We start from the raw sequence: 23,865 nt of genomic DNA, 5'->3' as shown, positions 1-23,865 counted from the left end.
TTTTCCCGTTTCGGGGGCCGATCGGTGGCCGAAGGCTTCAGGTTTCTCAGGAACCCACAGTCACCACCGAGGGTAGGAACAGCCTTCTTACCTAACGTCCGGGGCATGACGGGAAACACCGAAGAACAGAGCACGCAGAACACCCAAGGACCGGCCCACAAGCGGAACATGACGCGCCGTAAGGTCGTCGTCGCGGGCGGCGCGGCCGTGGTCGGCGTCAGCGCGGCCGGCGCGCTGGCCATGACCGCCTCCGCCGACGAGGCGAGCGAGGCGACGAGCAGCGCCTCCGCGTCGAGCACGGCGGAGACCTGTTACAAGCTCACCTCGGAGACCACCGAGGGGCCGTACTACATCGACGCCGACAAGCTGCGTCAGGACATCACCGAGGACAAGGAGGGCATCCCCCTCACCCTCAAGCTCAAGGTGATCGACGCCGAGACCTGCAAGCCCATCCGCAACGCGGCCGTCGACGTCTGGCACTGCGACGCGCTCGGCCTCTACTCGGGCTACGAGTCCTTCTCCCAGGGCGGCGGCACGGCCCCCACGGACGCGCCCTCCGGCACCCCCACGGACGTCCCCACCGGCACGCCGACCGGTGAGCCCCCGTCCGGAGGCACGGGCGGCGGTGGCGGCCACGAGGAGCCCACCAGCGACACCCGCTATCTGCGCGGCACCTGGAAGACCGACAAGCACGGCCAGGTCACCTTCACCACCATCTTCCCCGGCTGGTACCAGGGCCGCTGCGTCCACATCCACACCAAGGTGCACGTGGACGGCGAGTGGACCGACGCCGGCTACGAGGGCGGGCACACCTGCCACACCGGCCAGTTCTTCTTCGCGGAGGAGGCCGTACTCCTCACCGAGGAGGTCGACCCGTACTCGACGAGCACCACCACGCGGACGACGCTGACCGAGGACACCATCTACGACCAGAGCGGTACGACGGGTGGCCTGCTGAAGCTGAAGTACAACAAGAAGAACATCGCCAAGGGCGTCATCGCCTCCCTCACGATGGGCGTCGCCCCCGACGAGACCAACGAAGGCACCAGCTGACCATCGATCCTCCGTAGGTCGATTTCCGGCCCCCTTTCGCGCGGGAGTGCGAAAGGGGGCCTTTTCTCAGCTTGCTGACAGGCTTCCTACCTACTTTTCATGTCCATGACGGGACAGACACAGGAACCACAGGACCCACAGGAACCCCAACTGACCCAATCCCAGACGGATCTGACGCGCCGTCGGGTCGTCGCTGTCGGCGCCGGCGCACTCGCCGTCGCGGGACTCGGCGGCGGTGCGCTCGCCGTCGACGCGGCGGCGGGAGAGAGAACCCCGACCCCGAAGGGCAAGCTCCCCGAGGACTGCTACCTCCTCACCTCGGAGACGGTCGAGGGCCCCTACTACATCGACGCCGACAAGATCCGCCGGGACGTCACGGAGGACCGCGAGGGCATCCCCCTCCTCCTCAGCCTCAAGGTGATCGACACCGAGACCTGCCGGCCCATCCGGAACGCGGCCGTCGACATCTGGCACTGCGACGCGGTGGGCGTCTACTCCGGCTACGAGGACATGGGCAACGGCGGAGGCGGAGGCGGCCCCGCCCCGACGGGTGAGCCCCCCACCGACGCCCCGACGGGCGCACCCCCGTCCGGCAACCCGGGCGGCCACCAGGAACCGACCGACGACACCCGCTACCTCCGCGGCACCTGGAAGACGGACCGCCACGGCCACGTCACCTTCAGGACGGTCTTCCCCGGCTGGTACCGCGGCCGCTGCGTTCACATCCACACCAAGGTCCACGTGGACGGCGAGTGGACCGACGCCGGCTACGAGGGCGGGCACACCTGCCACACCGGCCAGTTCTTCTTCGACGAGGAGTCGGTGGTGGCCACCGAGTCGGTGGAGCCGTACGCCTCCAACACCGCCGAACGCACCCTCCTCACCGAGGACACGATCTACGACCAGAGCGGCGCCGCGGGCGGCCTCCTCAAGCTCCGCTACGACAAGCGGGACATCACGAAGGGCGTACGCGCGACGCTGACGGTGGGCGTCGACCCTGCCGCGACCAATGACGGCCAGGGCGCCCCACCCCAGCCGAGCGCCTCCGCCTCCCCCTCGGCGACCTGACGCCCCCTCACCCTCCCGGTCACTGCCGCAGACGCCGGCCGGCAGTGGCCGGGCCTGCCCTGTCCTGCTCTTCCTTTCCATCCGCCCCTCTTGTCCACCCCCTTGGAAACCTCACCGGCACCACACAGGAATCCCGGGGGGTGATCACAGCGGCCTGTCTTCTCATAGAGGAGGAGGGAGCCGACGAGGGTCGGCGGACAAGGGAGGAACGGGCCATGGCATTCGCGATCACGCTCTCGATACTGCTGATCACCGGCGCGGTGGTGGGAGTGATCGCCCAACGCCGGGCCCAGCGGACCCGCTCCCCGTCCGACCTCGACGCGGAGGCGGAGGCCAACCACGCCCTCGTACGCCTGACGGGCGGCCTGGTTCCCCCGAACGCGCGCGCCTGGTCGACGGCGAACGCCGAGACGGGCCGCGCCCTGACGCGAGCGGCGGAATGTCAGCGCGAGGCGCGGACGCGACTGTCCGAGGCGCGTACGGCGGCGGACTATGCGGAGGTGACCCGGCTGGCGAGGGAGGGCCTGGACCACCTTCGGGTGGCTCGCGCGGGCCTGGGCACCGACTCGCCCCCTGCCCCGACTCCTGCCTTCGCGGCTACCTCTCGATAGGGCGGAACAAGTCGTCCACGGTGTCGCACAGGATTGCGGACTTGAGCCAGTGCACCTGCGTATCGGGGTCAGCACACTGCGCGATGCGCAGGGAGTCGCTGTCGGTCACGCGAATCAGGCGCTTCTCCAGCACCTGCAGGACTCCTTCGGCCCGCCACTGGGCCACGGCAGTCTGTGTCGTGACATGGGGCGGTGTGGCCTCTTCCCAGCCGTCCACCCAGCCCTCGAGATACCGTGTTTCCACGACGGTGCGACTGCCCGGAAAGTGACTGCTGATGAAGAAGGGCATCAGGCTTCTTCCTCTGCTTCGACGAACAGGTCCTCCGCACGCGAAACGGTGCCGGCCCGCTCCAGCCAGTCGTTGAGGTTGTCGAGGTCGGCGCAGGCGGTGATGTGTTCGCGGACCTCGTCGGAGATCTCGAGACCACGCACCTCCAGGACACGAAGGATGCCCCTGGCCTCGCCCCTGGCCTCTCCTTCGAGAAGCGCCTTTTCCAGAAGCGTGCCCTGGCCTGGGAAGTAGTTGACGAAACTCATGATCTTCCTCCACTTTCGCCCAGCAGGGCTGTTCCCCAGAGTGATCTCCAGGAACTGGTAGACGTAGCTGGATGCTTTCCCGTCCATCGGCTCGAGCGCACGGCCCATCGCATTCAGTATGGCGTCCATGTGCGGGCCGTTGGCGTGTGCCAGGGCGCACAGCGCCGCCAGTGCGGGCTTCTCCGACACGGTGCGGGCGTCGGTGATCACGGGAAGGTTGTGCGGTCCGGCGACCATGGGGCGTGTCTGCTGGACGGTCCAGCCACGGGCTCCGCAGTTGAAGGGGCCGACGGCCCACTTGGCCGTGGGCGCGTTGCGGCAGACCACGAGCAGCAGCACGGGCAGCCCGTACTTCGCCTGGAGATAGGCGATGTAGTAGGCCCAGCTGGACTCCTTCTTCACGTCCTTTCGCTCCTGCGCCTCAATGGCGAGCAGGAAGTCCTCCCCGTCGGACGGGCCGATGCGCAGAAGCGTGTCGACACGCCGTTCCAGAGGCCTCGTCTCCGTCACGTCTGTGGTGATCACGTCCACGGTCGCCTTTTCAGGTAATTCGATACCGAGCACGCTGAACACTGGATTCAGGATCTCGGGCCGCTCCTGGAAGATGCGGTGCATTCCTTCGTGAGCCGATGTGACCATGTACGCAACCTAGGTCGATCAAGGGGCCGATTGTCGGGCCAATTCGAGGCGTTCACTCTTTCGAGGAACGAAGGAACGTTCACGCCGCGGCGCTGATCAGGTCGCACCAGATGTATTTGCCGGCGCCGACGAGATTCTTGTGATCCGGCTGCTGGACCCAGCCCCACCGGTCCGAGCAGTCCTGCACGAGCGCCAGCCCTCGACCCGTCTCCGCGTCCCAGGAGGTGTCTCGGGACGGGCGGGGCGGGGTCGGGTCGTTGTCCCAGACGCCAATGCGGAGGGTGCGGTGTTCCGCGCGGAGTTTTATGGCGGCGGGGCCCTTGGTGTGCTGCACCGCGTTGGTGATCAGCTCGGTGGCCAGCAGTTCGGCGGCCTCGGTGAGGTGGGGGAAGCCGTGGGCGGCGAGGACGGCGCGGAGGGTCTGCCGGCAGATGCGGACGGCCCGGGGGTCATTGGGGATGTAGAGGACGTACTCCCAGACGATGGGACCTTCTTCGGATTCGGGCATGGGGGACTCCTGGATGGAGGAGGGGTGGGGTCGGCCCAGTGGCTCCGTCACCACCGTCATGGCATGACGGGGCGATGCACTGCCGGGCCCGGTTTCGCAGGGTGCGCGGCGCATCTGACGGTAGATAGTAAATTTAGTACGTGCAACCCTTTGTCGTAGTCTGGTCACCCAATGTGATGACAACGGAGGCGCGGGTGCCACGGAAGCAACCGACAGCCAGGCAACAGCGGTTGGGGCGGGAGCTGCGCCGACTGCGAGAGGCTGCCGGCTTGACGGCACGCCAGGCAGCGGAACTGCTGGGCACGATCTCGGTGACGATGAGCCAGATCGAGTCGGGTGTCGCGGGGGTGAGTGAGGCGCGCCTGCGCGGAATGGCGGCTCAGTACGCCTGTGCAGACCCGGAGTTGATCGACGCGCTGGTGGACATGGCAAAGGACCGTACCGTTGGGTGGTGGGAGGAGTACCGAGGCGTACTTCCGTCGACGTTCCTGGACTTGGCGGAGTTCGAGCACCATGCTCGCTCCATTCAGGTGGTCGGCACCTCACACGTCCCGGGGCTACTGCAGACCGAGGACTATGCTCGCGCGGTTTTCTCGTACTGGGTACCCGAGTTCATGGCGGGCGAGTTGGAGCCCCGCGTGGAGCATCGGCTGCGGCGCAAGAACGTCATCACCCAGGACAGAGCCGTCGGCTACGAGGCGGTGATACACGAGTCCGTTCTGCGTACACGCGTAGCCGACCGAAGCGTCGCACGTGCGCAACTGCGCGAACTTCTGAGGCAGTCGGAGCGCTCGAACGTCACGGTGCGTGTCATCCCCTTCGACACCGACGGCTTCGCCGGAGCAAGCGCTGCGCTGCTCTACCTGGGCGGCCCGGTGGCAACGCTGGACACAGTGCAGCGGGACACGCCCTACGGCACTGCGTTCCTCGATGAGCCGTCGCAACTACACACGATGGGAACGCTCTTTCGTAAAGTGAAGTCGGCATCGCTACCCGCCGCGAAGTCCCGGGACTTCATCCACCGCCTAGCTAAGGAGCTGTAAGGCGTGACTCAGTGGCAAAAATCCTCGTTCTCCGGCGGCGCCGACGGCAACGAGTGCCTCGAACTCGCCGCCACCGACACCGACCTCCTCCTCCGCGAGAGCGACGACCCCACCCGAATACTCTCCCTCGCCCCCACCGCCCTCGCCGCGCTCCTCACCCATCTCCATCCCGAGCGCCCCTGAAGTCGCCCCACGGCGGAATCTCCTCACAGGCCTCCCGCCAAGCCACCGGCACGGCCCCCGTCCCCGTCCGGGCGGCGACAACGCCGCCCGCTATCGCGCAGGTCGTGTCCCGGTCGCCCCACCCCCCGACCGTCTGCCACAGCGCCTCGGGCAGGTCGTCCAGGTGCCCGGCCGCCGACCAGAGGGCGAACGGGACCGTGTCCTGGGCCGAGAGGCGGACCCCCGAGCCGAGGACCGACGCCGCATGACGGATCGAGGTCCGTGCGGGGAAGCCCGCAGCGACCTCCAGCCCCGAGCGGACCTCGCTCTTCGGTACGTACCGGATGACGGAGTGAAGGAAGTCCGCGCGCGGCGGCGCCTCCTCCTCCGCACCGCCCGCCGCCAGTGACGCGGCGACCGCCACCGCGACCGCCCCGGCGACGGCCTCACGGTGGGAGTGTGTGGTCAGCGCGGTCAGCCAGGCCTGCGCGGCAGCGAAAGCCGGCCGGTCGTAGAACCACGCCCCCAGCGGAGCCACCCGCATCGCCGCGCCGTTGCCGTGCGAACCCTGCCCGCCGAAGGCGCCCGTGGTGACCTCGCGCCAGTACTCGCCCTCCCCGATCCGCCGCAGCACGCCGTGCATCGACGGGCCGTATCCGCGGTCCGGGTCACGCGCGTACGCGGCGGCGAACTCCCGTGCCAGGTCGTCCTCCAGGACCTCCCCGTGCCCCGCCAGGTGCGCGCACAGCACGAGGGCCATCGCCGAGTCGTCCGTCCACAGCCAGGGAGCGGGGCGCAATTCCCGCGCCGCCCACAGGCCCTCCCTGTCCTCCTCCGAGCGCAGGAACCAGCCGTCGCCGAAGGCGTCCCCCACGACCAGCCCCTCCAGGCTCCTGGTCATCAGGCGCAGGCGCACAGCACTCACGTCATCCCCCCATCCGAACGGGTGACGGAGAAACCTTCCCGCGCCCGCTCCCCGCATACGCAACGTGACCGGAGGCAAGGGTCCAGGCGATCACCCGACCCCCCTCACGAAAGAGAATCTTCGTGCGCCTTCGGCACGCTGTCACCGCGGTTTGCGGTGCCCTCGCCCTCACCGCCCTGCTGTCCACGCCCGCGCAGGCCGCGACCGGCGACTTCGGCTACAAGTTCGTCGGGCTGGACGGGCAGCCGCAGTCGGCCGCCCTGCACGACCCGGCGAGCGGTGAGTGCGTCACGATCCCGGAAGCCGCCGACCCGGGCTCCTCCCAGCCCGCCTTCGCCCCGCACAACGACACCGACGAGACCGCCATCGTGTTCACCGAGCCCGACTGCACCGGCGACTCCTGGACCCTCCGCCCGCACGGCCGCCCCGCCACGGACCGCCTCACGCTGCGGTCGGTCGTCTTCCTGCGCTGACCCACGACCCGCACCACGTGTGCGCGTGGTGCGGGTCACACCCCCCGCCATGTCACAGGGGGCCGCGCTGTCTCGTCTCGGGGATGTAGTCATCGACGACAGCCGAGGAGCACACGATGGACGCGCGACTGAACTACTTCGCCAGCCCGACCGCCGGCAAGGCCCTCAAGCACTTCATGGCGGCGGGCAAGGTGCTCAAGGAGTCACCCCTGCCGGCCGCCACGCAGGAGCTCGTGGCGCTGCGCGTGAGCCAGATCAACGGATGCGCCGTCTGCATCGACATGCACACCAAGGAGGCCGCCGCGGCCGGTGAGACCGCGGTGCGCCTGCACCTGGTGGCGGCGTGGCGGGAGGCGACGGTCTTCACGGAGGCCGAGCGGTCGGCCCTGGAGCTGGCGGAGCAGGCGACCCGGGTCGCGGACGGGGGCGGCGGGGTCAGCGACGAGGTCTGGGCGCGTGCGGCCCTGCACCACGACGAGGAGCAACTCACCTCCCTCGTGGTACTGGTCTCCTTCATGAACACGGCAAACCGGCTGAACATCGTCGCCCAGCAGCCGGCCGGCGACTACCAGCCCGGCCAGCTCCACTGAGGAGACCCCATGAGCAAGGTCGAGGAGTTCGAGGACCTGCGCCCGCTGCTGTTCTCGATCGCCTACCGGATCCTGGGCAGCGTGGGCGAGGCGGAGGACGCGGTGCAGGAGACGTGGCTGCGCTACGACGCCTCACCGACCCGGCCCACGTCGGTCAAGGCGTTTCTGTCCGCCACGGTGACCCGTGTCGCGATCGACGTGCTGCGCTCCGCACGGGTACGGCGGGAGGAGTACGTCGGACCGTGGTTTCCCGAGCCGCTGCTGAGCGATCCGTACGAGGACCCGGCACGCGCGGCGGAGCTGGCCGACTCGGTCTCGATGGCGGCGCTGCTGCTCCTGGAACGGCTGAGCCCGCTGGAGCGGTCGGTGTTCGTGCTGCGGGAGGTGTTCGCCTTCGGCTTCGACGAGATCGCGGTGGCGGTGGGGCGTACGGAGGCGGCGTGCCGGCAGTTGCTGGTGCGGGCGCGGCGGCACATGCAGGCCGGGCGGCCACGGTTCGACGCGGACCGTCAGGAGCGGCAGGAGCTGGCGACGCGGTTCTTCGACGCCCTCCGCGAAGGCGACGTGGACGGGCTGCGGAAGCTGCTCGCCGCCGACGTGTCGATGGCCGGCGACGGCGGCGGCAAGGCCCCGCAGCTGGCCAGGTCCGTCATCGGCGCCGAGAACGTGGCCCGGCTGCTCGCCTCCGTCTTCCCCCTGCTGGCCCGGGTCGACGTGACGTTCGAGCAGCACGAGATCAACGGCCGGCCCGGCGCGATCTTCCGCGACCGGGACGGCAGGGTCCTCCACATCATCGCCCTCGACATGCTCGAAGGGCGGATCCAGACCATCCGCTCGGTGATCAACCCCGACAAGCTCGGCCACCTCGGGCCGGTCGCCGACGCCTGGGCCGTGGACCGCGAGGTGAAGCGGGCGCGTCGGCGGCCGGAGTGAGAACAGCGCTCGGTGGGGCGACCCCGCTCACGCGGGATCGCTCCACCGGAACCTCACGCTTCTTCCGGCCCCGCCTCCGTCATCCCGTGCACCGCCGGGATCGTCCCCAGGCGGCCCTTCTGGAAGTCCTCGAAGGCCTGCATCAGCTCGTCCTTGGTGTTCATGACGAACGGGCCGTAGTGGACCATCGGTTCGCGGATCGGGCGGCCGCCCAGCAGCACGACCTCCATGTCCGGGGTGTGGGAGTCCTGCTTCTCGTCCGCGCGGACGGTCAGCGAGGAGCCCGCGCCGAAGACGGCGGTCTGGCCGAGGTGGATCGGGCGGCGTTCCGCGCCGACCGAGCCCTTGCCCGCCAGGACGTACGCCAGGCCGTTGAAGTCCTCCCGCCAGGGGAGGGTGAGCTCCGCGCCGGGGGCGAGCGTCGCGTGGATCATCGTGATGGGGGTGTGGGTGATGCCGGGGCCCGCGTGGCCGTCCAGTTCACCGGCGATGACGCGGAGCAGCGCGCCGCCGTCCGGGGTCGTCAGGAGCTGGACGTTGCCGCCGCGGATGTCCTGGTAGCGCGGCGCCATCATCTTGTCCTCGGCCGGGAGGTTGACCCACAGCTGGAGGCCGTGGAACAGGCCGCCGGACATCACCAGGTGCTCCGGCGGCGCCTCGATGTGGAGGAGGCCGGAGCCGGCCGTCATCCACTGGGTGTCGCCGTTGGTGATGGTGCCGCCGCCGCCGTTGGAGTCCTGGTGGTCGAAGATGCCGTCGATGATGTAGGTGACGGTCTCGAAGCCGCGGTGCGGGTGCCAGGGGGTGCCCTTGGGCTCTCCCGGCGCGTAGTCCACCTCGCCCATCTGGTCCATCATGATGAACGGGTCGAGGTGGCGGTAGTGGATCCCCGCGAACGCCCGGCGCACCGGGAAGCCCTCGCCCTCGAAACCGCTCGGCGCGGTCGTGACGCCCAGCACGGGACGCGCCACGGCCTCGGCCGACGCGGCGACACGCGGCAGCGTCAGCGGGTTCTCGACGGTCACTGCAGGCATGGTCCCTACCTCCTTGGGCGACGTGCGGCCCAGTTTAGTTGAGCGTTGAACTTTCTGCCACCCCCAACGACGAAAGCCCGGAGGACATTCCCTCCGGGCCCACGCCGTCCCACGAGCGGGGATCAGTTGCTGAAGTACAGGTACTTCCAGGCGCCGTACGTCGTCGAGTTCACGTTGTCGCCGGACGAGCCGTTGACGTACACCGAGCGGACGCGGAGCTTCCAGCCCGCCTCACCCGGCGCCTCGAGCGACACCGCGGACTTGCCGTTCGAACCGACCGGGAACCAGTACGGGTCGGCCGGGTACCACGAACCCTGGTAGTAGACCTGCAGGTCGAAGCGCTGCTGACGGCCCGGGTAGTAGGTCATGGTCGTCGTGATCAGCGGGTCGGTGTTCTTGTGGAACCAGTAGTACGAGATGGAGCCGATCTTCGCCGTCCGGTAGTGCTTGGAGACGGCGGTGGAGATCTTGACCCGCGCGTAGGCCGTGGCCTTGACGGTCTTCGGCTTGTAGCGGGAGTCGCCCGCGAAGACCGCCGTGACGGTCGTGTCCCGGGTCATGTCGACCCACGCGGCGATGTTGCCGCTGGAGTTGACCGTCCCCCTCTTGATCAGCTTCTTGGGCTTGTCGCCGCCGTAGGGGTCGGCCCAGATCTCGACCGTGCGGTTCTTGTACGTCGTGCCGAGATGCGCGGTGAACTTGACGTCGGTGCCGTAGTTGTACAGCTTGCCGTTGTTGTTCAGGCTCAGGCTCGTCGAGGCGCGGGACACCGCCACCTTGTCGGAGGCGGAGACCGCGGTGTGCTCGGCGTCGCCCGCGTAGGTCACCTTGTAGGTGACCGTGCCGCCGGCCGGCGGGGTGTCGGTGAAGGAGTACGTGCCGTCCGCCTTGACCGTGACGGCGGCGAGCGCCTTGCCGCTGGGGCTGTCGAGGTCGGTGCGGGTGACCGCGAGCTTGGCGCCCGTCGGCAGCGGCACGTTCGCCGTGATCTTGCCGGTGACGGTGAGCTTCTTGGCCCGGGTCGCGGAGGACGGGGCGTTGACCGTGAGGGTCGGCACGCTCAGCGCCGGGCCGGTGAAGGCCTTCAGGGTGTAGGTGTTGTCCGCGTTGCCGGCCAGGGCGAACACCCGGGAGGAGTCCGGCGCCCAGGCCACCTCGCCGATGCTCGAGCTGCCGGCCTCGAAGCGGCGCACCGGCGTGGTCGCGCCCGTCTTGTAGACGTCGACGTGACGGTCGTAGGCCGTGGCGATCAAACCGCTCGGTGAGACGTCGCCCGACCAGGCGGTCTCGCTGAGACCCGCGCCCTCCGTGAAGGCGCCGTCGGCGTAGGAGAGCTTGCGGTAGCCGTTCCACAGCAGCTGGCTGGTGCCGGGCACGAGGTCGATGTCGCCGGACCAGCGCGGACCGTCGGTCTTGGCGACCACCTGCGGGGTGGCGCCCGAGACGTCGAGGAGGTTGATCCCGCCCGCGCTGTTGGCGGTTCCGGCGTAGGTCAGCAGGCCGGGCGTGGCCGGGTCCGCGTCCAGGAGGCCCGAGTTGTCGTACGGGGCGACGGTCTCGGGGAGCTGCGCCAGGGTCACCGCGGCAGCCGGGTCGGTGGCGGACGGGTCGACCGAGCCGAGATCGCCGTGGAAACCGTCCGCGTCCGTCGTCCGGTACGAGAACCAGAGCTTGCCGCCCGCGAACGCGACCTGGTACGGCTGGACGCCGGCACCGATGTCGTACGTCGTGTTGATCTTCAGGGTGGCCGCGTCCAGCGCCACAATCGCGTGGCTGGACGGCAGGGCGGCGTACAGGGTGGCACCGTCGTCCGACAGCGCCAGGTCGCTGACGTCGCCGAAGCCGACGTTCAGGCCGACCAGCGTGCCGCTGTAGTCGGTGGCCAGGATCCGGCCGTTGGCCTGGTCGGCGACGAACACGCGCTCCAGCGGGCCGTCCGCGACGAGACCGACGGGCGTGGTGAGGACGGCTGGGGCGGCCGAGGCGGTCCCCGCCGCCGCGACGCTCAGCGCGACCGAGCTGAAGAGGACCGCGAGAGCCGTCGCGGCCGAAGTGCTGCGCATGCGCACAGTGATGAACCCCCAGTGAAAACCCGGGTTCGCCGGGTAGATGAGAGCGCCGCGCGGCACCCGACGCGACCGCGGAAGAGCGGTTGCGCACGGGGCGCGGCTGCCTGAGGGCACCCTATGGCATGCCTGTGACAACCGGGGAGCGGATTTCCCCCGGGGAGGCCGTCGGGCGAGGGCTCAGCCGTACATCCTGCGCATCGCGAACTCGACCATCTGCTCGACCGCCTTCGCGTCGAACACCATCCGGTGCTCGCCCTCCATGTCGAGGACGAAGCCGTAGCCGGTCGGCAGCAGGTCGATCACCTCGGCGCCGGTGATGACGAAGTACTTGGACTCCTTGCCCGCGTACCGGCGCAGCTCCTTGAGCGAGCTGAACATCGGGATGACCGGCTGCTGGGTGTTGTGCAGGGCGAGGAAGCCGGGGTTGTCGCCGCGCGGGCAGTAGACCTTGGAGGTCGCGAAGACCTGCTGGAAGTCCTCCGCGGCCATCTGCCCCGTGGTGAAGGCGCGGACGGCGTCCGCGAGGGAGGGCGGGGACGGCTCGGGGTACAGGGGCGGCTGCTGCCCGTACCCGCCGGGCATCTGCTGTTGCTGCGGCGGGGCGTACTGCTGCTGAGCACCCATGTTCTGGTCGTAGCCGTACATGGGCGCAAGCGTACCGAGAGTGCCCGGCCGGTGGGGCGGTACGGGGTCCGGTACGGGGTCCCGTACGAAACATGGGCACTTCACAGGTTTGACCCTGGAATCCCACAGTGGACGCCCATAGCGTCCCCACATCAAAGAAAGCACCACGGATCGGCAAAGTCCGGACCATCACAGACGACCGCACCCTCGCGGGCAACCCTCACAGGCAAGGGGCACCACCATGGCGCACGACCACGACGACCACGAGCACGACAGAGGGCTCTCCTACGACCTTCCCGTCCTCGCCCGCCGCAGGATGATCCGCCTGCTCGCCGGGGCGGGCCTGGTCCCGCTGGTGGGCTGCGCGGGCGGCGAGGAGGAGACGGCGTCCTCCTCGTCGGCGGCGTCCTCCTCGTCCGGTACGGCCTCCTCCTCGACCGAGTGCGCGACGATCCCCAACGAGACCGCCGGCCCCTACCCGGGCGACGGCTCGAACGGGGTGAACGTCCTGAAGGAGAGCGGTGTCGTGCGCAGCGACATCACCTCCAGTTTCGGCGACTCGGCGGGCGGCACCGCCGAAGGCGTCCCGCTGACGGTCACGCTCACGGTCGTGGACGCCGCCTCGGGCTGCGGGACGCCGAAGGAGGGCGCCGCCGTCTACCTCTGGCACTGCGACCGGGACGGCAACTACTCCCTCTATTCGGACGGCGTCACCGAGGAGAACTACCTGCGGGGCGTCCAGGAGACCGACGACAAGGGCCAGGTCACCTTCAAGACCATCTTCCCGGCCTGCTACTCCGGCCGCTGGCCGCACATCCACTTCGAGGTCTACGGCAGCCTGGAGGACGCCACCGCCGCCTCCTCCATCACGAACACCTCGCAGCTCGCGCTGCCGAAGGACGTGTGCGACACCGTGTACGCGACGGACGGCTACAGCAAGAGCGTGAGCAACCTGTCCCAGCTCTCCCTGGAGACGGACAACATCTTCAGCGACGGGTACGACCAGCAGCTCGCGACGCTGGAGGGGAGCGTGGACAAGGGGTACACCGCCACACTCACGGTCCCGGTGTGAACCGTCACAGATGACCGGATCGGGGTTGCGGCTTATTACCGACGGGTAGCATCATCGGGAGCTACTAGTTGGTAAGTGAACTGGCGCGAGGATCCAAGTGCCTCGCCGATCTCTCTACGGAGCCGTCGCCATGGGGCACTACAAGTCGAATCTCCGCGACATCGAGTTCAACCTCTTCGAAGTACTGGGACGCGACAAGCTGTACGGCACCGGCCCGTTCGAGGAGATGGACACCGAGACCGCCAAGAGCATCCTGGAGGAGCTGACCCGGCTCGCGGAGAACGAGCTGGCGGAGTCCTTCGCCGACGCCGACCGCAACCCCCCGGTCTTCGACCCCACCACCAACACGGCGCCGGTCCCCGCGTCCTTCAAGAAGAGCTACAAGGCCTTCATGGACTCGGAGTACTGGCGCCTGGGCCTGCCCGAGGCGATCGGCGGCACCACCGCCCCGCCGTCGCTGATCTGGTCGTACGCGGAGCTGATCCTCGGCTCGAACCCGGCCGTGTGGATGTACTCCTCCGGCCCGGCGTTCGCCGGCATCCTCCACGACGAGGGCAACGACGTACAGAAGAAGATCGCCCAGATCGCCGTCGAGCGCACCTGGGGCTCCACCATGGTCCTCACCGAGCCGGACGCCGGCTCGGACGTCGGCGCCGGCCGCACCAAGGCCGTGCGGCAGGAGGACGGCTCCTGGCACATCGAGGGCGTCAAGCGCTTCATCACGTCCGGTGAGCACGACATGGAGGAGAACATCCTCCACTACGTCCTCGCCCGCCCCGAGGGCGCCGGCCCCGGCACCAAGGGCCTGTCCCTCTTCCTCGTCCCGAAGTACCTCTTCGACTTCGAGACCGGCGAGCTGGGCGAGCGCAACGGCGTCTACGCCACCAACGTCGAGCACAAGATGGGCCTGAAGGCCTCCAACACCTGCGAGATGACCTTCGGCGACCAGCACCCCGCCAAGGGCTGGCTGATCGGCGACAAGCACGACGGCATCCGCCAGATGTTCCGGATCATCGAGTTCGCGCGGATGATGGTCGGCACGAAGGCGATCTCCACGCTGTCGACGGGCTACCTCAACGCCCTCGAGTACGCCAAGGAGCGCGTCCAGGGCCCCGACCTGGCGAACTTCATGGACAAGTCCGCGCCCAAGGTCACCATCACCCACCACCCCGACGTGCGCCGCTCGCTGATCACGCAGAAGGCGTACGCGGAGGGCATGCGCGCCCTCGTCCTCTACACGGCGTCGGTCCAGGACGCGATCGCCGTCAAGGAGGCCACCGGCGAGGACGCCAAGACCGAGCACGCGCTGAACGACCTGCTCCTGCCGATCGTCAAGGGCTACGGCTCCGAGAAGGGCTACGAGCAGCTCGCCCAGTCGCTGCAGACCTTCGGCGGCTCCGGCTTCCTGCAGGAGTACCCGATCGAGCAGTACATCCGCGACGCCAAGATCGACACCCTGTACGAGGGCACCACCGCGATCCAGGGCCAGGACTACTTCTTCCGGAAGATCGTCCGCAACCAGGGCGCCGCGCTGAACTCGCTCGCCGAGGACATCAAGAAGTTCCTGGCCCTCGGCACGGGCGGCGAGGAGCTCTCCTCGGCCCGCGAGCACCTCGCCAAGGCCGCCGTCGAGCTGGAGGCCATCGTCGGCCTGATGCTGACCGACCTCGCGGCCACCGAGCAGGACGTCAAGAACATCTACAAGGTGGGCCTCAACACCACCCGTCTGCTGCTCGCCTCCGGTGACGTGATCGTCGGCTACCTGCTGCTCAAGGGTGCCGCGGTCGCCGCCGAGAAGCTGGAGACGGCCACCGCCAAGGCTGTGTCCTCCAAGGATGTGGCCTTCTACACCGGCAAGATCGCCGCGGCGAAGTTCTTCGCGGCCAACGTCCTGCCCGGCGTCACCCTGGCCCGCAAGATCGCCGCGGGCGTCGAGCTCGACCTGATGGAGCTGGACGAGTCGGCTTTCTGACGTTCTGAGCCGTCGGCGTGCGCGGGACCGGCGAGGCATGCTAGGAATGCCGCCCCGGTCCCCCCACCCGGCAGGGCCGCCTGTCCGGCCCTGACCCTCCACACCGTCCTCACGAGGGCCCGTTCCCGCGACCGGGAGCGGGCCTTCGTACGTCGTTAAGGTGAACCCCATGAGCGCACCCTCCCGCTTCGACCGCGGCCACACCGACGACCTCATGTCCTTCCTCACGGTGAGCCCGTCGCCGTACCACGCCGTCGCGAACGCGGCCGCGCGGCTGGAGAAGGCAGGCTTCCGGCAGGTCGCCGAGACGGACGCCTGGGACGGGACGAGCGGCGGCAAGTACGTGCTGCGCGGGGGCGCGATCGTGGCCTGGTACGTCCCCGAGGGCGCCGCACCGCACACCCCCTTCCGGATCGTCGGCGCGCACACCGACTCCCCCAACCTGCGCGTCAAGCCGCTGCCCGACACCGGGGCCCACGGCTGGCGCCAGGTCGCCGTGGAGATCTACGGCGGACCGCTGCTCAACTCCTGGCTCGACCGCGACCTGGGCATCGCGGGCCGACTCACCCTGCGGGACGGCTCGACGCGCCTGGTCGACGTGAGCCGGCCGCTGCTGCGCGTCCCCCAGCTCGCCATCCACCTCGACCGGGCGGTCAACACCGACGGCCTCAAGCTCGACAAGCAGCGCCACCTCCAGCCGGTCTGGGGCCTCGGCAGCGACGTACGCGACGGCGACCTCATCGCCTTCCTGGAGGAGGAGTCGGGGATCCCCGCGGGCGAGGTCACCGGCTGGGACCTGATGACGCACTCCGTGGAGCCGCCCGCCTACCTGGGCCGCGACCAGGAGCTGGTGGCCGGGCCGCGCATGGACAACCTGCTGTCCGTGCACGCCGGTACGGCGGCCCTGACGGCCGTCGCGACCAGCGGCGCCGGACTCCCCTGCATCCCCGTGCTCGCCGCCTTCGACCACGAGGAGAACGGCTCGCAGTCCGACACCGGCGCGGACGGGCCGCTGCTCGGCAGTGTGCTGGAGCGTTCGGTGCTGGCGCGCGGTGGATCGTACGAGGACCGGGCGAGAGCCTTCGCGGGCACGGTGTGCCTGTCCTCCGACACGGGCCACGCGGTCCACCCCAACTACGCGGAGCGGCACGACCCGACGCACCACCCGCGCGTCAACGGCGGCCCGATCCTCAAGGTCAACGTCAACAACCGCTACGCCACGGACGGTACGGGCCGCGCGGTGTTCGCCGCCGCCTGCGAGAAGGCGGACGTCCCGTTCCAGTCCTTCGTCTCCAACAACTCCATGCCGTGCGGCACGACCATCGGCCCCATCACCGCGGCCCGGCACGGGATCCGGACCGTCGACATCGGCGTGGCGATCCTGTCGATGCACAGCGCCCGCGAGTTGTGCGGTGACGCCGACCCGTATCTGCTGGCCAACGCGCTGGTGGCGTTCCTGGAGGGGTAGTTCACGGGACGGGGGGTACCCGCCGGTGCGGAACGGAGACCGGAAACACCGGACCGTACAGGGAGGCGACACTCATGGGCCTCGGCGGGTGCATCATCCTCATCGCCGTGGGAGCGATCCTGACCTTCGCGACCGACTGGGACATGCAGGGGGTCAACCTCGACCTGGTCGGCGTCATCCTGATGATCGTCGGGCTGATCGGCGTGACGACGTTCAGCAGCATCGCCCGGCGCCGGCGCGTGGTGGTACCGCCGCCCACCACCGTGGTCGAGGACGACCGGCGCAGGGAACCCCCTTTCTGACACCTCATCACGAAGGGGACTCACAGGAAAAATTCAGACAACCGTGAGCAGTCCGTTACTCGGGACAACTTGTCGGCTTGTAGGGATTTCGTGAAGACTTCTGGGGTCTGAGGGCCCGGGGGGTGAGCAGTGCCGGGCCCGCCTCTTCGCACCAGGGGGTCCCGGCGTGCTCGACCTCGCGGCACCGAGCGGTCCACGACCGCATCGCGCGCGTCGCCATGCGTCCCGCCGCGCCCACGCGGCCCCCGAGGAGCCGAACGAGCGCCCCCGCCTCGCCGTCCTGATCCCGGCCCACAACGAGGCCGACCGCATCGGCGCCGCCATCGACGGCCTGCGCGACCAGACCCGGCGGCCGGACCTCGTCGTCGTGGTCTGCGACAACTGCACCGACGACACCGCCGAGATCGCCGCCGCGCACGGCGCCCAGGTCTTCCACACCCAGGGCAACACCCACAAGAAGGCCGGCGCCCTCAACCAGGCCATCGCCTGGATGCTGCCCCACCTCGACGACCGCGACCTGCTCCTGGTCCAGGACGCCGACACCGTCCTCGACCCCTGGTTCGCCGAGACCGCGCTCGGCACCTTCAACCGCAAGGTCGGCGCCGTCGGCGGCGTCTTCTACGGCGAGGAGGGCGGCGGCCTCCTCGGCCTGCTCCAGCGCATGGAGTTCCACCGCTACGCCTGGGAACTGGAACGCACCGGCGGCAAGGCGCAGGTCCTCACCGGCACCGGCACCATGTTCCGCGCCCGCGTCCTGCGCGAGGTGCGCGCCGCCCGCCGCGCCGGAGTCATCGGCGGCGGCACCGGCTACTACAGCCTCGCCTCGCTCACCGAGGACGACGAGATGACCAAGGCGGTCAAGACCCTCGGCTACCGGGCCATGTCCCCAGCCGGCTGCGCGGTCACCACCGAGGTCATGCCCACCCTGGGCAAGCTGTGGCACCAGCGGCTGCGCTGGCAGCGCGGCGCCCTGGAGAACCTGCGCGACTACGGCTGGACCCGGGTCACCGCCCGCTACTTCGCCCAGCAGTTCCTGATGGGCTTCGGCGCGCTGTCCTTCCTGATCTACCTCACCTACATGGTCACGTACACCACGCTGTACGGCTGGCCCGGCTTCTCGCCGTTCTGGACGGCGATCGGCCTGATCTTCGTGGTCGAGAAGACCGTCTCCGTACGCCGCGCGGGCCCGAAGGCCGTCCTGGTCGCGGTGCTGATGGTCCCGGAGATGCTCTACGACCTCTTCCAGCACGCCGTCTACTTCACCTCGCTGTGGGGCATGGTGCGCCGCAGCGAGGAGAAGTGGGTGGCCACCTGATCCCGCCCCCCACCCTCAACCCCGCACCAACCCGCTAGGAGAAGCACGATGTACGGAAGAGTGATCGGCGCCGGAACCACGGGCGCCGGCGGCGCCACCCTGGCCGCCACCGGTCTGTGGATGAACAGCATGGCGCTGGTCGTCACCGCCACCACCCTGGTCGCCGCGGGCGTGGCCCTGTTCAAGCTGGCCCCGCGCCCGCGCCGCCGCTGAGCCCGGAAACCTACTGGTCGGGATCCATCCCGGCCAGGACCAACGGCAGCCGGTCCGCCGCGCCTTCGGTGAGGCGGACCGGAACGCCCCAGTCCTGCTGGTGGACATGGCAGGACGGGTACTTGTTCGCCGGGTCGTCGTCGCAGGAGGCCGCCATGGCCGAGACGTGCAGCACCCCTTCGCCGACGGCCGGGTCGAGCTCCAGCGTGCGGGAGAGGTCGGTGTCCGCGCCCTCGCCCTTCAGGAGCAGCCCGGGCGGGGTCGAGGAGACCAGCAGCCGGGTCGACGGACCGTACCGAGTGTCTAGCTTCTGACCCGCCGGAGCCTGGAAGATCACGTCCAGCCGCAGCGTGCCGGGCGCGACCTCCGTCGCCGCCCGCTGCGTGCGATGCGCGACGGCCTCCACGCGCACCGCCGCCTCCGGCAGCCGCAGCCGGGTCAGCCGGTGCCGGGCCGACTCCACGACCACGATGTCGTCACCGACGAGCACGGCGTCGCTGGGCTCCCTCAGATCGGTGGCGAGCGTGGTGACCTCTCCGGTCGCCGGGTCGTAGCGGCGCAGGGCGTGGTTGTAGGTGTCGCTGACGGCGACCGACCCGTCGGGCAGGACGGTGACGCCCAGCGGATGCTGGAGCAGCGCCTGCTCCGCCGCCCCGTCCCGGTGCCCGAAGTCGAACAGCCCGGTGCCCACGGCGGTGTGCACGACACCCTCCCGGTCCACCCACCGCAGCGCGGACGTCTCGGAGTCGGCGAGCCACAGCCGCTCCCCGTCGGCGGAGACCGCGAGCCCGGAGGGCTGCGCGAACCAGGCCTCGGCGACCGGCCCGTCGACGAGCCCCTCGTTGGTGGTACCGGCGGCGACCGCCACCGTCCGTTCGGCCGGATCGTAGGCCCACAGCTGATGCACCCCCGCCATGGCGATCCACACCCGCCCGCCGAAGACGGCCACGTCCCACGGTGAGGACAGATCGATCTCCCGGGCGGGACCGGAGGTCGCCGACCCCTGCCACCACTGCTTCCCGGTCCCCGCGAGGGTCGTCACGTCCCCCGTCGTGAGATCGACCCGGCGCAGGGCGTGGTTGACGGTGTCGGCGACGACGACGGAGGAGTCGTCGAGGAGCGCGAGGCCCTGGGGCTCGTTGAAGGCCGCAGTCGGGCCGGTGCCGTCCTCGAACCCCCGCACCCCGGACCCGATCCGCCGTACGACGCTCTCCCCGTCGGACGCCAGCTCCACCAACTGATGCCGGGTGGTGTCACTGACGAGGAAGTTCCCGTCGGGCAGGAGAAGGGCCTTCCCCGGGAAACGCAGAGCCGTCGGCTCCGGCTCCGGCGCCACGTACGGCCCGTCGCCGCGCCGCAGCGTCCCCTTCGCCCCGTGCTCGGCCTCCAGCTCCGCCACCAGCCGCTCGATGGCGTGCACATGCCCCTCGCCGGCGTGCTGGGCGACGACGTACCCCTCGGGGTCGATGACGACCAACGTCGGCCAGGCACGCACCGCGTACTGCTTCCAGGTACCGAGCTCGGGGTCGTCCAGCACGGGATGCTCGACCCCGTACCGCTCCACGGCGTCCACCACGGCCTGGTGCTCGGCCTCGTGCACGAACTTCGGGGAGTGCACCCCGATCACGACGACCGTGTCCCGGTGCTTCTCCTCCAGCTCCCGCAACTCGTCGAGGACGTGCAGGCAGTTGATGCAGCAAAAGGTCCAAAAATCCAGCACGACAATGCGTCCGCGCAGGTCAGCGAGGGTGTACTGCTGCCCACCCGTGTTCAGCCAGCCGCCCTTGCCGATCAGCTCGGGGGCGCGGACACGGACGCGGCGGGGAGAGGAGTCGTTCATGCGTCCAGCTTGCCAGCCGAGTCCGGGGTCAGGACCGGCCCGGCCGACTGTAGGAGTACGACAGGGAGAAGGTGCGGGAGATCCAGTCCCTGGTCGGCTCTCCCGGCGCCGGCCGGGTGGCCGTCTCGGCGTGGTTCGCCCGTACCGCGGCCAGTTCCGAGGAGCAGTCCACGGCGGCGAGCACGGCGCCGTCCCGCACAGTGAGTTCGTGGACCTCCTGGTACATCCAGGCGGGCCAGAATCCCATGTTCAGATACGGGCGGTCGTCCGGGTCGCCGCGGCCGATGAGCAGACGCCCGGTGAAGGCGGCCGGAAGGTCGAGCCCCTCGTAGCACCATTCCAGGTGGTCATCGTCGCGTCGTGGCCGCACACCGTCGAGACGGGGCGGTTCGTCGTCCGCCCCGAGTCGGAGGTCTTCCAAGACCGTCCGCCCCTCGGTGACGGTGTACCGGCAGATGTAGCCCCGATAGCAGTGCGTACCGAGCGGCCGTGGCTCGAGCCCGTACCCGGCGGGATCGAAGAGACCCACACCGTCGACCGCGGTCACCGCGAACCGATGTCCCCCGAAGACCACCTCGTCGGGCTGCTGCGCCGTCATGGCCACAGACTAGTGCCGCGGCAGGCAACGTTTGCCCGTCAAGGAGCGGCGTCGTGGGGGTCCCCCCGCTCGAGCGATGTCGAGAGTGGGGGAGCGTGCTCTCGTCGTGCCGGCCGGAAGCCCTCGTACTGGATGTACTTGGGCTTTCGGCCGGTGCGGCGAGAGTGCGTGCCGGGCGTCGCGACGGGGCAAACGTTGCCTGCCGCGGCACTAGGTCGTCCGTCGGCGGCGATGGGCGGGAAAGGGTCACGCCAGCGTGTGCCCCGTCGTCGCGTCCACGTGGGACGGGATCTCGTCGTGGCGGTCGCCGACGGTGGAGGTGCCGGTCGGTTCGAGGACGAGGATCTCGGTGGGGACGGGGGCGTACGGCTTGTGCTCGATGCCGTGCGGGACCGTGAAGACGGAGCCCTTGGGGAGGACGACGGTGCGTTCGCCGGCGGGCTCGCGCAGGCCGATGTGCAGTTCGCCCTCGAGGACCAGGAAGAACTCGTCGGTGTGGTCGTGGACGTGCCAGAGGTGCTCGCCCTCGGCCTTGGCCACGCGGACGTCGTAGTCGTTGACGGTGGTGACGATGCGGGGGCTCCAGCGCTGGGTGAAGGAGGCCAGAGCGGCGGGGAGGGAGACGGGTTCATCGGTCATGGCAACCATCCTCGGCCGTGGTGCGAGAGCCGTACGAGTGCTAGGAATCGCACATGCCGCAAGGATCCTCGCACCGTCCACACCGGGTCGCCGTGATCGTCGACGAGGGCACGAACCCCTTCGAGGTCGGTGTCGCCACCGAGCTGTTCGGACTGCCGCGGCCCGAACTCGGACTTGCCGGGCCGCTGTACGAGGTCATGCTGTGCACGCCGACGCCCGAGGTGCGGATGAACCACGGCTTCTTCACGGTGACCGGCGTGCGCGGCCTGGACGCCGTCGACGGCGCGGACACCCTCGTCGTCCCGGGCCGGCCCGACAACGTCGTGCCGCGCGGCCCCGCCGTACTGGAGGCCATCCGGCGCACGCACGCGCGTGGGGCGCGCGTCCTGAGCTTCTGCACCGGTAGCTTCGCGCTCGCGGAAGCCGGCCTGCTCGACGGCCGCCGGGCCACCACCCACTGGATGTGGGCCGAGACGTTCCGGGAGCTGCATCCGAAGGTGCGGCTGGAGCCGGACGTCCTCTTCGTCGACGACGGCGGCATCCTGACCGCCGCGGGCAGCGCGGCCGCGCTCGACCTCGGGCTGTACGTCGTACGGCGCGACCACGGCGCCGAGATCGCGAACGCGGTGTCCCGGCGGCTGGTGTTCGCCGCGCACCGGGACGGGGGTCAGCGGCAGTTCGTGGAGCGCCCCCTTCCGGACGTGCCCGACGAGTCGCTGGCGCCGCTGCTGGCGTGGGCGCAGGAGCGGTTGGGGGAACCGCTGGCGGTGGCCGACCTGGCGGCACGGGCGGCGGTCAGCCCGGCGACCCTGCACCGCCGCTTCCGGGCCCAGCTCGGTACGACCCCGCTGGCCTGGCTGACCGGGGAGCGGGTGGCGCTCGCCTGCCGGCTGATCGAGCGGGGGGAGGAGCGGCTGGACGTGGTCGCCGCCAGGAGCGGGCTGGGGACGGCTGCCAACCTGCGCGCACGCGTGCGGCGCGAGACTGGACTCAGCCCGTCGGCGTACCGGCGGCGGTTCGGTCCGGGGGCCGGACAGACGGTGTCGTAGTCGCGTCCGTGGGAAGCGCTGTGGGAAGCGCCGTGGCCTGCTCCTCGTGCTGCTTGATCCACGCCGCGAACACGGCGTCCGGGGTGCTCTTCATCAGTCCGTCCTCCTTGGTGTACGCGAGGCCTCGGCTGTATCCCCCGCCGCCGCAGCCGTCGGACTGGTGGAGGAGCCTCACCTCGACGGACTCGTCGATGAAGGGGGTGGTGGCACCTTCGCGGGTGACCTTGAAGCGGACCGGGGCGGTGTCGGGGTCGACGTCGTCCGGCAGCGGGAGGTGCAGGTTCGAGATGCCCTCCTGCGTCAGCTCGCCCCTCGCGCACTCGCCCCGCGTGCACAACTCGTACGAGGCGCCGGCGAGATCTCCGTATCCCTCCTCCACGAAGAACACCCCGACCTGGGACACCACGCCGACCCCTGCGCACACCCCGGGCGAGGAGCACCCGGACACCCCGGCCAGCAGCGCGGACACGCCCATCAGCACGCGCAGTCGAGTCAACCGTCTCACCCTTTCCCGCCCTCTCCGGGAAAGATCTTCTCAGTCGGGGAAGCGGTACCGGTATGAGATTCCTCGTGCGCGACCGGCTGCTCGCCTTCGGTGACGACTACTGGATCGAGGACGACCACGGCAACAGGGTGTTCCTCGTCGACGGCAAGGCGATCCGGCTGCGGGACACGTTCGAGCTGAAGGACACCCAGGGACGGGTCCTGATCGACATCCGCCAGAAGATGTTCGCCCTGCGGGACACGATGGTGATCGAGCGGGACGGCGAGCCGCTGGCCACGGTCCGGCGCAAGCGGCTGTCGCTGCTGCGCAACCACTACCGGGTGTCCCTGGCGGACGGCAGCACGGAGCTGGACGTCAGCGGGAAGATCCTCGACCGGGAGTTCGCGGTCGAGTACGACGGTGAGCTGCTCGCCGTCGTCTCCCGGCGGTGGCTGCACGTGCGGGAGACGTACGGCGTCGACGTCGTACGGGAGGACGCGGACCCGGCGCTGCTGATCGCGGTGGCGGTGTGTGTGATCCACCTGGCGGAGAAGGAGCGCGAGGAGGACTGAACCCTTGCCGAGGGGTGGCGGCGGAGCCGCTCCGGGCCGCACCCTGGAACAGACGTACGGGCCGGACGGGGT

General features: G+C 69.7%; 27 protein-coding genes. 16 read left to right on the top strand and 11 right to left on the bottom strand.

The features are described from left to right. Nucleotides 1-105: 105 nt before the first annotated feature. The 3 genes from ACIRF9_RS36420 to ACIRF9_RS36410 all read left to right on the top strand — a co-directional run bounded on the left by ACIRF9_RS36420 (nt 106) and on the right by ACIRF9_RS36410 (nt 2,732). A complete protein-coding gene (locus ACIRF9_RS36420; RefSeq protein ID WP_403831222.1) occupies nt 106-1,053 on the top strand; it encodes an intradiol ring-cleavage dioxygenase in 948 nt (315 codons plus the stop codon). 105 nt (nt 1,054-1,158) lie between these two features. Continuing rightward, the gene (locus ACIRF9_RS36415) at nt 1,159-2,121 is read left to right on the top strand and encodes an intradiol ring-cleavage dioxygenase (RefSeq protein ID WP_403831220.1); all 963 of its coding nucleotides are present in this window, start codon (nt 1,159-1,161) and stop codon (nt 2,119-2,121) included. Between the two features lie 215 nt (nt 2,122-2,336). After that, nucleotides 2,337-2,732 (top strand): hypothetical protein, encoded by a 396-nt coding sequence (locus tag ACIRF9_RS36410; protein WP_403831218.1) that lies wholly within the window; start codon nt 2,337-2,339, stop codon nt 2,730-2,732. Here the strand turns inward: ACIRF9_RS36410 and ACIRF9_RS36405 are convergent. The 3 genes from ACIRF9_RS36405 to ACIRF9_RS36395 form a co-directional block, all read right to left on the bottom strand. Then, the gene (locus ACIRF9_RS36405; protein ID WP_403831216.1) at nt 2,719-3,021 is read right to left on the bottom strand and encodes a hypothetical protein; all 303 of its coding nucleotides are present in this window, start codon (nt 3,019-3,021) and stop codon (nt 2,719-2,721) included. The two genes, ACIRF9_RS36410 and ACIRF9_RS36405, sit on opposite strands and share 14 nt — an antisense overlap. Beyond that, nucleotides 3,021-3,884 (bottom strand): hypothetical protein, encoded by an 864-nt coding sequence (locus ACIRF9_RS36400; protein WP_403831214.1) that lies wholly within the window; start codon nt 3,882-3,884, stop codon nt 3,021-3,023. Before ACIRF9_RS36400 ends, ACIRF9_RS36405 begins: the two co-directional genes overlap by 1 nt. A gap of 103 nt (nt 3,885-3,987) precedes the next feature. Then, the gene (locus tag ACIRF9_RS36395) at nt 3,988-4,416 is read right to left on the bottom strand and encodes an ATP-binding protein (RefSeq protein WP_403831212.1); all 429 of its coding nucleotides are present in this window, start codon (nt 4,414-4,416) and stop codon (nt 3,988-3,990) included. Between the two features lie 176 nt (nt 4,417-4,592). Here ACIRF9_RS36395 and ACIRF9_RS36390 point away from each other — a divergent pair, with 176 nt between their 5' ends. Together ACIRF9_RS36390 and ACIRF9_RS36385 are read left to right on the top strand one after the other, a co-directional pair. Next, nucleotides 4,593-5,459: a helix-turn-helix transcriptional regulator gene (locus tag ACIRF9_RS36390; protein ID WP_403831295.1), complete on the top strand. Its 867-nt coding sequence runs from the start codon at nt 4,593-4,595 to the stop codon at nt 5,457-5,459. Between the two features lie 3 nt (nt 5,460-5,462). Next, on the top strand, nt 5,463-5,642 hold the full coding sequence (locus tag ACIRF9_RS36385) for a DUF397 domain-containing protein (protein ID WP_403831210.1): 180 nt from the start codon (nt 5,463-5,465) through the stop codon (nt 5,640-5,642). Here the strand turns inward: ACIRF9_RS36385 and ACIRF9_RS36380 are convergent. Further along, nucleotides 5,614-6,522, bottom strand: coding sequence for an ADP-ribosylglycohydrolase family protein (locus ACIRF9_RS36380; RefSeq protein WP_403831293.1), 909 nt, complete (start codon nt 6,520-6,522; stop codon nt 5,614-5,616). The two genes, ACIRF9_RS36385 and ACIRF9_RS36380, sit on opposite strands and share 29 nt — an antisense overlap. Nucleotides 6,523-6,668: 146 nt before the next feature. Here ACIRF9_RS36380 and ACIRF9_RS36375 point away from each other — a divergent pair, with 146 nt between their 5' ends. The 3 genes from ACIRF9_RS36375 (at nt 6,669) to ACIRF9_RS36365 (ending at nt 8,542) form a co-directional block, all read left to right on the top strand. Next, nucleotides 6,669-7,019, top strand: coding sequence for a hypothetical protein (locus tag ACIRF9_RS36375; RefSeq protein ID WP_403831207.1), 351 nt, complete (start codon nt 6,669-6,671; stop codon nt 7,017-7,019). A gap of 116 nt (nt 7,020-7,135) precedes the next feature. After that, a complete protein-coding gene (locus ACIRF9_RS36370; protein ID WP_403831204.1) occupies nt 7,136-7,609 on the top strand; it encodes a carboxymuconolactone decarboxylase family protein in 474 nt (157 codons plus the stop codon). 9 nt (nt 7,610-7,618) lie between these two features. Then, nucleotides 7,619-8,542 (top strand): RNA polymerase sigma-70 factor, encoded by a 924-nt coding sequence (locus ACIRF9_RS36365; protein WP_403831202.1) that lies wholly within the window; start codon nt 7,619-7,621, stop codon nt 8,540-8,542. A 53-nt stretch (nt 8,543-8,595) separates the two neighbouring features. On the opposite strand, the gene ACIRF9_RS36360 is transcribed toward ACIRF9_RS36365, so the two are convergent. The 3 genes from ACIRF9_RS36360 to ACIRF9_RS36350 form a co-directional block, all read right to left on the bottom strand. Beyond that, nucleotides 8,596-9,576, bottom strand: a complete 981-nt coding sequence (locus tag ACIRF9_RS36360; protein WP_403831199.1) for a pirin family protein — start codon at nt 9,574-9,576, stop codon at nt 8,596-8,598. Nucleotides 9,577-9,698: 122 nt separating this feature from the next. Next, complete coding sequence (locus ACIRF9_RS36355) at nt 9,699-11,639, bottom strand: Ig-like domain repeat protein (RefSeq protein WP_403831197.1); 1,941 nt, start codon at nt 11,637-11,639, stop codon at nt 9,699-9,701. Between the two features lie 183 nt (nt 11,640-11,822). Next, nucleotides 11,823-12,290, bottom strand: coding sequence for an SseB family protein (locus ACIRF9_RS36350; protein WP_403831194.1), 468 nt, complete (start codon nt 12,288-12,290; stop codon nt 11,823-11,825). A 220-nt stretch (nt 12,291-12,510) separates the two neighbouring features. Here ACIRF9_RS36350 and ACIRF9_RS36345 point away from each other — a divergent pair, with 220 nt between their 5' ends. The 6 genes from ACIRF9_RS36345 (at nt 12,511) to ACIRF9_RS36320 (ending at nt 18,611) form a co-directional block, all read left to right on the top strand. Then, entirely contained in the window at nt 12,511-13,341 is an 831-nt protein-coding gene (locus ACIRF9_RS36345) for an intradiol ring-cleavage dioxygenase (RefSeq protein WP_403831191.1), read from the top strand. A gap of 130 nt (nt 13,342-13,471) precedes the next feature. Beyond that, nucleotides 13,472-15,313 carry an acyl-CoA dehydrogenase gene (locus tag ACIRF9_RS36340; RefSeq protein ID WP_403831188.1) on the top strand — a complete coding sequence of 614 codons (1,842 nt, stop codon included), beginning with the start codon at nt 13,472-13,474 and terminating at the stop codon, nt 15,311-15,313. 169 nt (nt 15,314-15,482) lie between these two features. After that, nucleotides 15,483-16,781 (top strand): M18 family aminopeptidase, encoded by a 1,299-nt coding sequence (locus ACIRF9_RS36335; protein WP_403831186.1) that lies wholly within the window; start codon nt 15,483-15,485, stop codon nt 16,779-16,781. A gap of 74 nt (nt 16,782-16,855) precedes the next feature. Then, a complete protein-coding gene (locus tag ACIRF9_RS36330; RefSeq protein ID WP_067255294.1) occupies nt 16,856-17,083 on the top strand; it encodes a DUF6458 family protein in 228 nt (75 codons plus the stop codon). Between the two features lie 166 nt (nt 17,084-17,249). Next, a complete protein-coding gene (locus ACIRF9_RS36325) occupies nt 17,250-18,398 on the top strand; it encodes a glycosyltransferase (RefSeq protein WP_403831182.1) in 1,149 nt (382 codons plus the stop codon). 48 nt (nt 18,399-18,446) lie between these two features. Continuing rightward, nucleotides 18,447-18,611 carry a hypothetical protein gene (locus ACIRF9_RS36320; protein WP_403831179.1) on the top strand — a complete coding sequence of 55 codons (165 nt, stop codon included), beginning with the start codon at nt 18,447-18,449 and terminating at the stop codon, nt 18,609-18,611. 10 nt (nt 18,612-18,621) lie between these two features. On the opposite strand, the gene ACIRF9_RS36315 is transcribed toward ACIRF9_RS36320, so the two are convergent. From ACIRF9_RS36315 to ACIRF9_RS36305, 3 genes are all read right to left on the bottom strand, one after another. Continuing rightward, nucleotides 18,622-20,451, bottom strand: a complete 1,830-nt coding sequence (locus ACIRF9_RS36315) for an NHL domain-containing thioredoxin family protein (RefSeq protein ID WP_403831176.1) — start codon at nt 20,449-20,451, stop codon at nt 18,622-18,624. A 28-nt stretch (nt 20,452-20,479) separates the two neighbouring features. Continuing rightward, complete coding sequence (locus ACIRF9_RS36310; RefSeq protein WP_403831173.1) at nt 20,480-21,049, bottom strand: hypothetical protein; 570 nt, start codon at nt 21,047-21,049, stop codon at nt 20,480-20,482. Between the two features lie 246 nt (nt 21,050-21,295). Further along, nucleotides 21,296-21,688 (bottom strand): cupin domain-containing protein, encoded by a 393-nt coding sequence (locus ACIRF9_RS36305; RefSeq protein WP_403831171.1) that lies wholly within the window; start codon nt 21,686-21,688, stop codon nt 21,296-21,298. Nucleotides 21,689-21,741: 53 nt separating this feature from the next. On the opposite strand from ACIRF9_RS36305, the gene ACIRF9_RS36300 reads away from it, so the two are divergent. Beyond that, nucleotides 21,742-22,737 carry a GlxA family transcriptional regulator gene (locus ACIRF9_RS36300; RefSeq protein ID WP_403831168.1) on the top strand — a complete coding sequence of 332 codons (996 nt, stop codon included), beginning with the start codon at nt 21,742-21,744 and terminating at the stop codon, nt 22,735-22,737. Here ACIRF9_RS36300 and ACIRF9_RS36295 read toward each other — a convergent pair. Further along, entirely contained in the window at nt 22,679-23,242 is a 564-nt protein-coding gene (locus ACIRF9_RS36295) for a hypothetical protein (protein ID WP_403831165.1), read from the bottom strand. The genes ACIRF9_RS36300 and ACIRF9_RS36295 overlap by 59 nt on opposite strands. Before the next feature lie 53 nt (nt 23,243-23,295). Here ACIRF9_RS36295 and ACIRF9_RS36290 point away from each other — a divergent pair, with 53 nt between their 5' ends. Beyond that, nucleotides 23,296-23,793 carry an LURP-one-related/scramblase family protein gene (locus ACIRF9_RS36290; protein ID WP_403831163.1) on the top strand — a complete coding sequence of 166 codons (498 nt, stop codon included), beginning with the start codon at nt 23,296-23,298 and terminating at the stop codon, nt 23,791-23,793. The last annotated feature ends 72 nt before the right edge of the window (nt 23,794-23,865 follow it).

This window comes from Streptomyces sp. NPDC096132, assembly GCF_044763345.1.
In the GTDB taxonomy this organism is placed as follows: domain Bacteria; phylum Actinomycetota; class Actinomycetes; order Streptomycetales; family Streptomycetaceae; genus Streptomyces.
This window is presented reverse-complemented; position numbering and strand designations above follow the sequence as displayed.

What these genes read in the sequence shown, in the direction of transcription:
- ACIRF9_RS36345 (WP_403831191.1), top strand. Translation starts at nt 12,511, where the DNA reads ATGGCGCACGACCACGACGACCACGAGCACGACAGAGGGCTCTCCTAC.
- ACIRF9_RS36320 (WP_403831179.1), top strand. Translation starts at nt 18,447, where the DNA reads ATGTACGGAAGAGTGATCGGCGCCGGAACCACGGGCGCCGGCGGCGCC.
- ACIRF9_RS36310 (WP_403831173.1), bottom strand. Translation starts at nt 21,049, where the DNA reads ATGACGGCGCAGCAGCCCGACGAGGTGGTCTTCGGGGGACATCGGTTC.
- ACIRF9_RS36415 (WP_403831220.1), top strand. Translation starts at nt 1,159, where the DNA reads ATGACGGGACAGACACAGGAACCACAGGACCCACAGGAACCCCAACTG.
- ACIRF9_RS36370 (WP_403831204.1), top strand. Translation starts at nt 7,136, where the DNA reads ATGGACGCGCGACTGAACTACTTCGCCAGCCCGACCGCCGGCAAGGCC.
- ACIRF9_RS36300 (WP_403831168.1), top strand. Translation starts at nt 21,742, where the DNA reads ATGCCGCAAGGATCCTCGCACCGTCCACACCGGGTCGCCGTGATCGTC.
- ACIRF9_RS36405 (WP_403831216.1), bottom strand. Translation starts at nt 3,021, where the DNA reads ATGCCCTTCTTCATCAGCAGTCACTTTCCGGGCAGTCGCACCGTCGTG.
- ACIRF9_RS36360 (WP_403831199.1), bottom strand. Translation starts at nt 9,576, where the DNA reads ATGCCTGCAGTGACCGTCGAGAACCCGCTGACGCTGCCGCGTGTCGCC.
- ACIRF9_RS36315 (WP_403831176.1), bottom strand. Translation starts at nt 20,451, where the DNA reads ATGAACGACTCCTCTCCCCGCCGCGTCCGTGTCCGCGCCCCCGAGCTG.
- ACIRF9_RS36390 (WP_403831295.1), top strand. Translation starts at nt 4,593, where the DNA reads ATGACAACGGAGGCGCGGGTGCCACGGAAGCAACCGACAGCCAGGCAA.
- ACIRF9_RS36290 (WP_403831163.1), top strand. Translation starts at nt 23,296, where the DNA reads ATGAGATTCCTCGTGCGCGACCGGCTGCTCGCCTTCGGTGACGACTAC.
- ACIRF9_RS36395 (WP_403831212.1), bottom strand. Translation starts at nt 4,416, where the DNA reads ATGCCCGAATCCGAAGAAGGTCCCATCGTCTGGGAGTACGTCCTCTAC.
- ACIRF9_RS36330 (WP_067255294.1), top strand. Translation starts at nt 16,856, where the DNA reads ATGGGCCTCGGCGGGTGCATCATCCTCATCGCCGTGGGAGCGATCCTG.
- ACIRF9_RS36350 (WP_403831194.1), bottom strand. Translation starts at nt 12,290, where the DNA reads ATGTACGGCTACGACCAGAACATGGGTGCTCAGCAGCAGTACGCCCCG.
- ACIRF9_RS36335 (WP_403831186.1), top strand. Translation starts at nt 15,483, where the DNA reads ATGAGCGCACCCTCCCGCTTCGACCGCGGCCACACCGACGACCTCATG.
- ACIRF9_RS36340 (WP_403831188.1), top strand. Translation starts at nt 13,472, where the DNA reads ATGGGGCACTACAAGTCGAATCTCCGCGACATCGAGTTCAACCTCTTC.
- ACIRF9_RS36410 (WP_403831218.1), top strand. Translation starts at nt 2,337, where the DNA reads ATGGCATTCGCGATCACGCTCTCGATACTGCTGATCACCGGCGCGGTG.
- ACIRF9_RS36355 (WP_403831197.1), bottom strand. Translation starts at nt 11,639, where the DNA reads ATGCGCAGCACTTCGGCCGCGACGGCTCTCGCGGTCCTCTTCAGCTCG.
- ACIRF9_RS36365 (WP_403831202.1), top strand. Translation starts at nt 7,619, where the DNA reads ATGAGCAAGGTCGAGGAGTTCGAGGACCTGCGCCCGCTGCTGTTCTCG.
- ACIRF9_RS36305 (WP_403831171.1), bottom strand. Translation starts at nt 21,688, where the DNA reads ATGACCGATGAACCCGTCTCCCTCCCCGCCGCTCTGGCCTCCTTCACC.
- ACIRF9_RS36380 (WP_403831293.1), bottom strand. Translation starts at nt 6,522, where the DNA reads ATGACCAGGAGCCTGGAGGGGCTGGTCGTGGGGGACGCCTTCGGCGAC.
- ACIRF9_RS36400 (WP_403831214.1), bottom strand. Translation starts at nt 3,884, where the DNA reads ATGCACCGCATCTTCCAGGAGCGGCCCGAGATCCTGAATCCAGTGTTC.
- ACIRF9_RS36420 (WP_403831222.1), top strand. Translation starts at nt 106, where the DNA reads ATGACGGGAAACACCGAAGAACAGAGCACGCAGAACACCCAAGGACCG.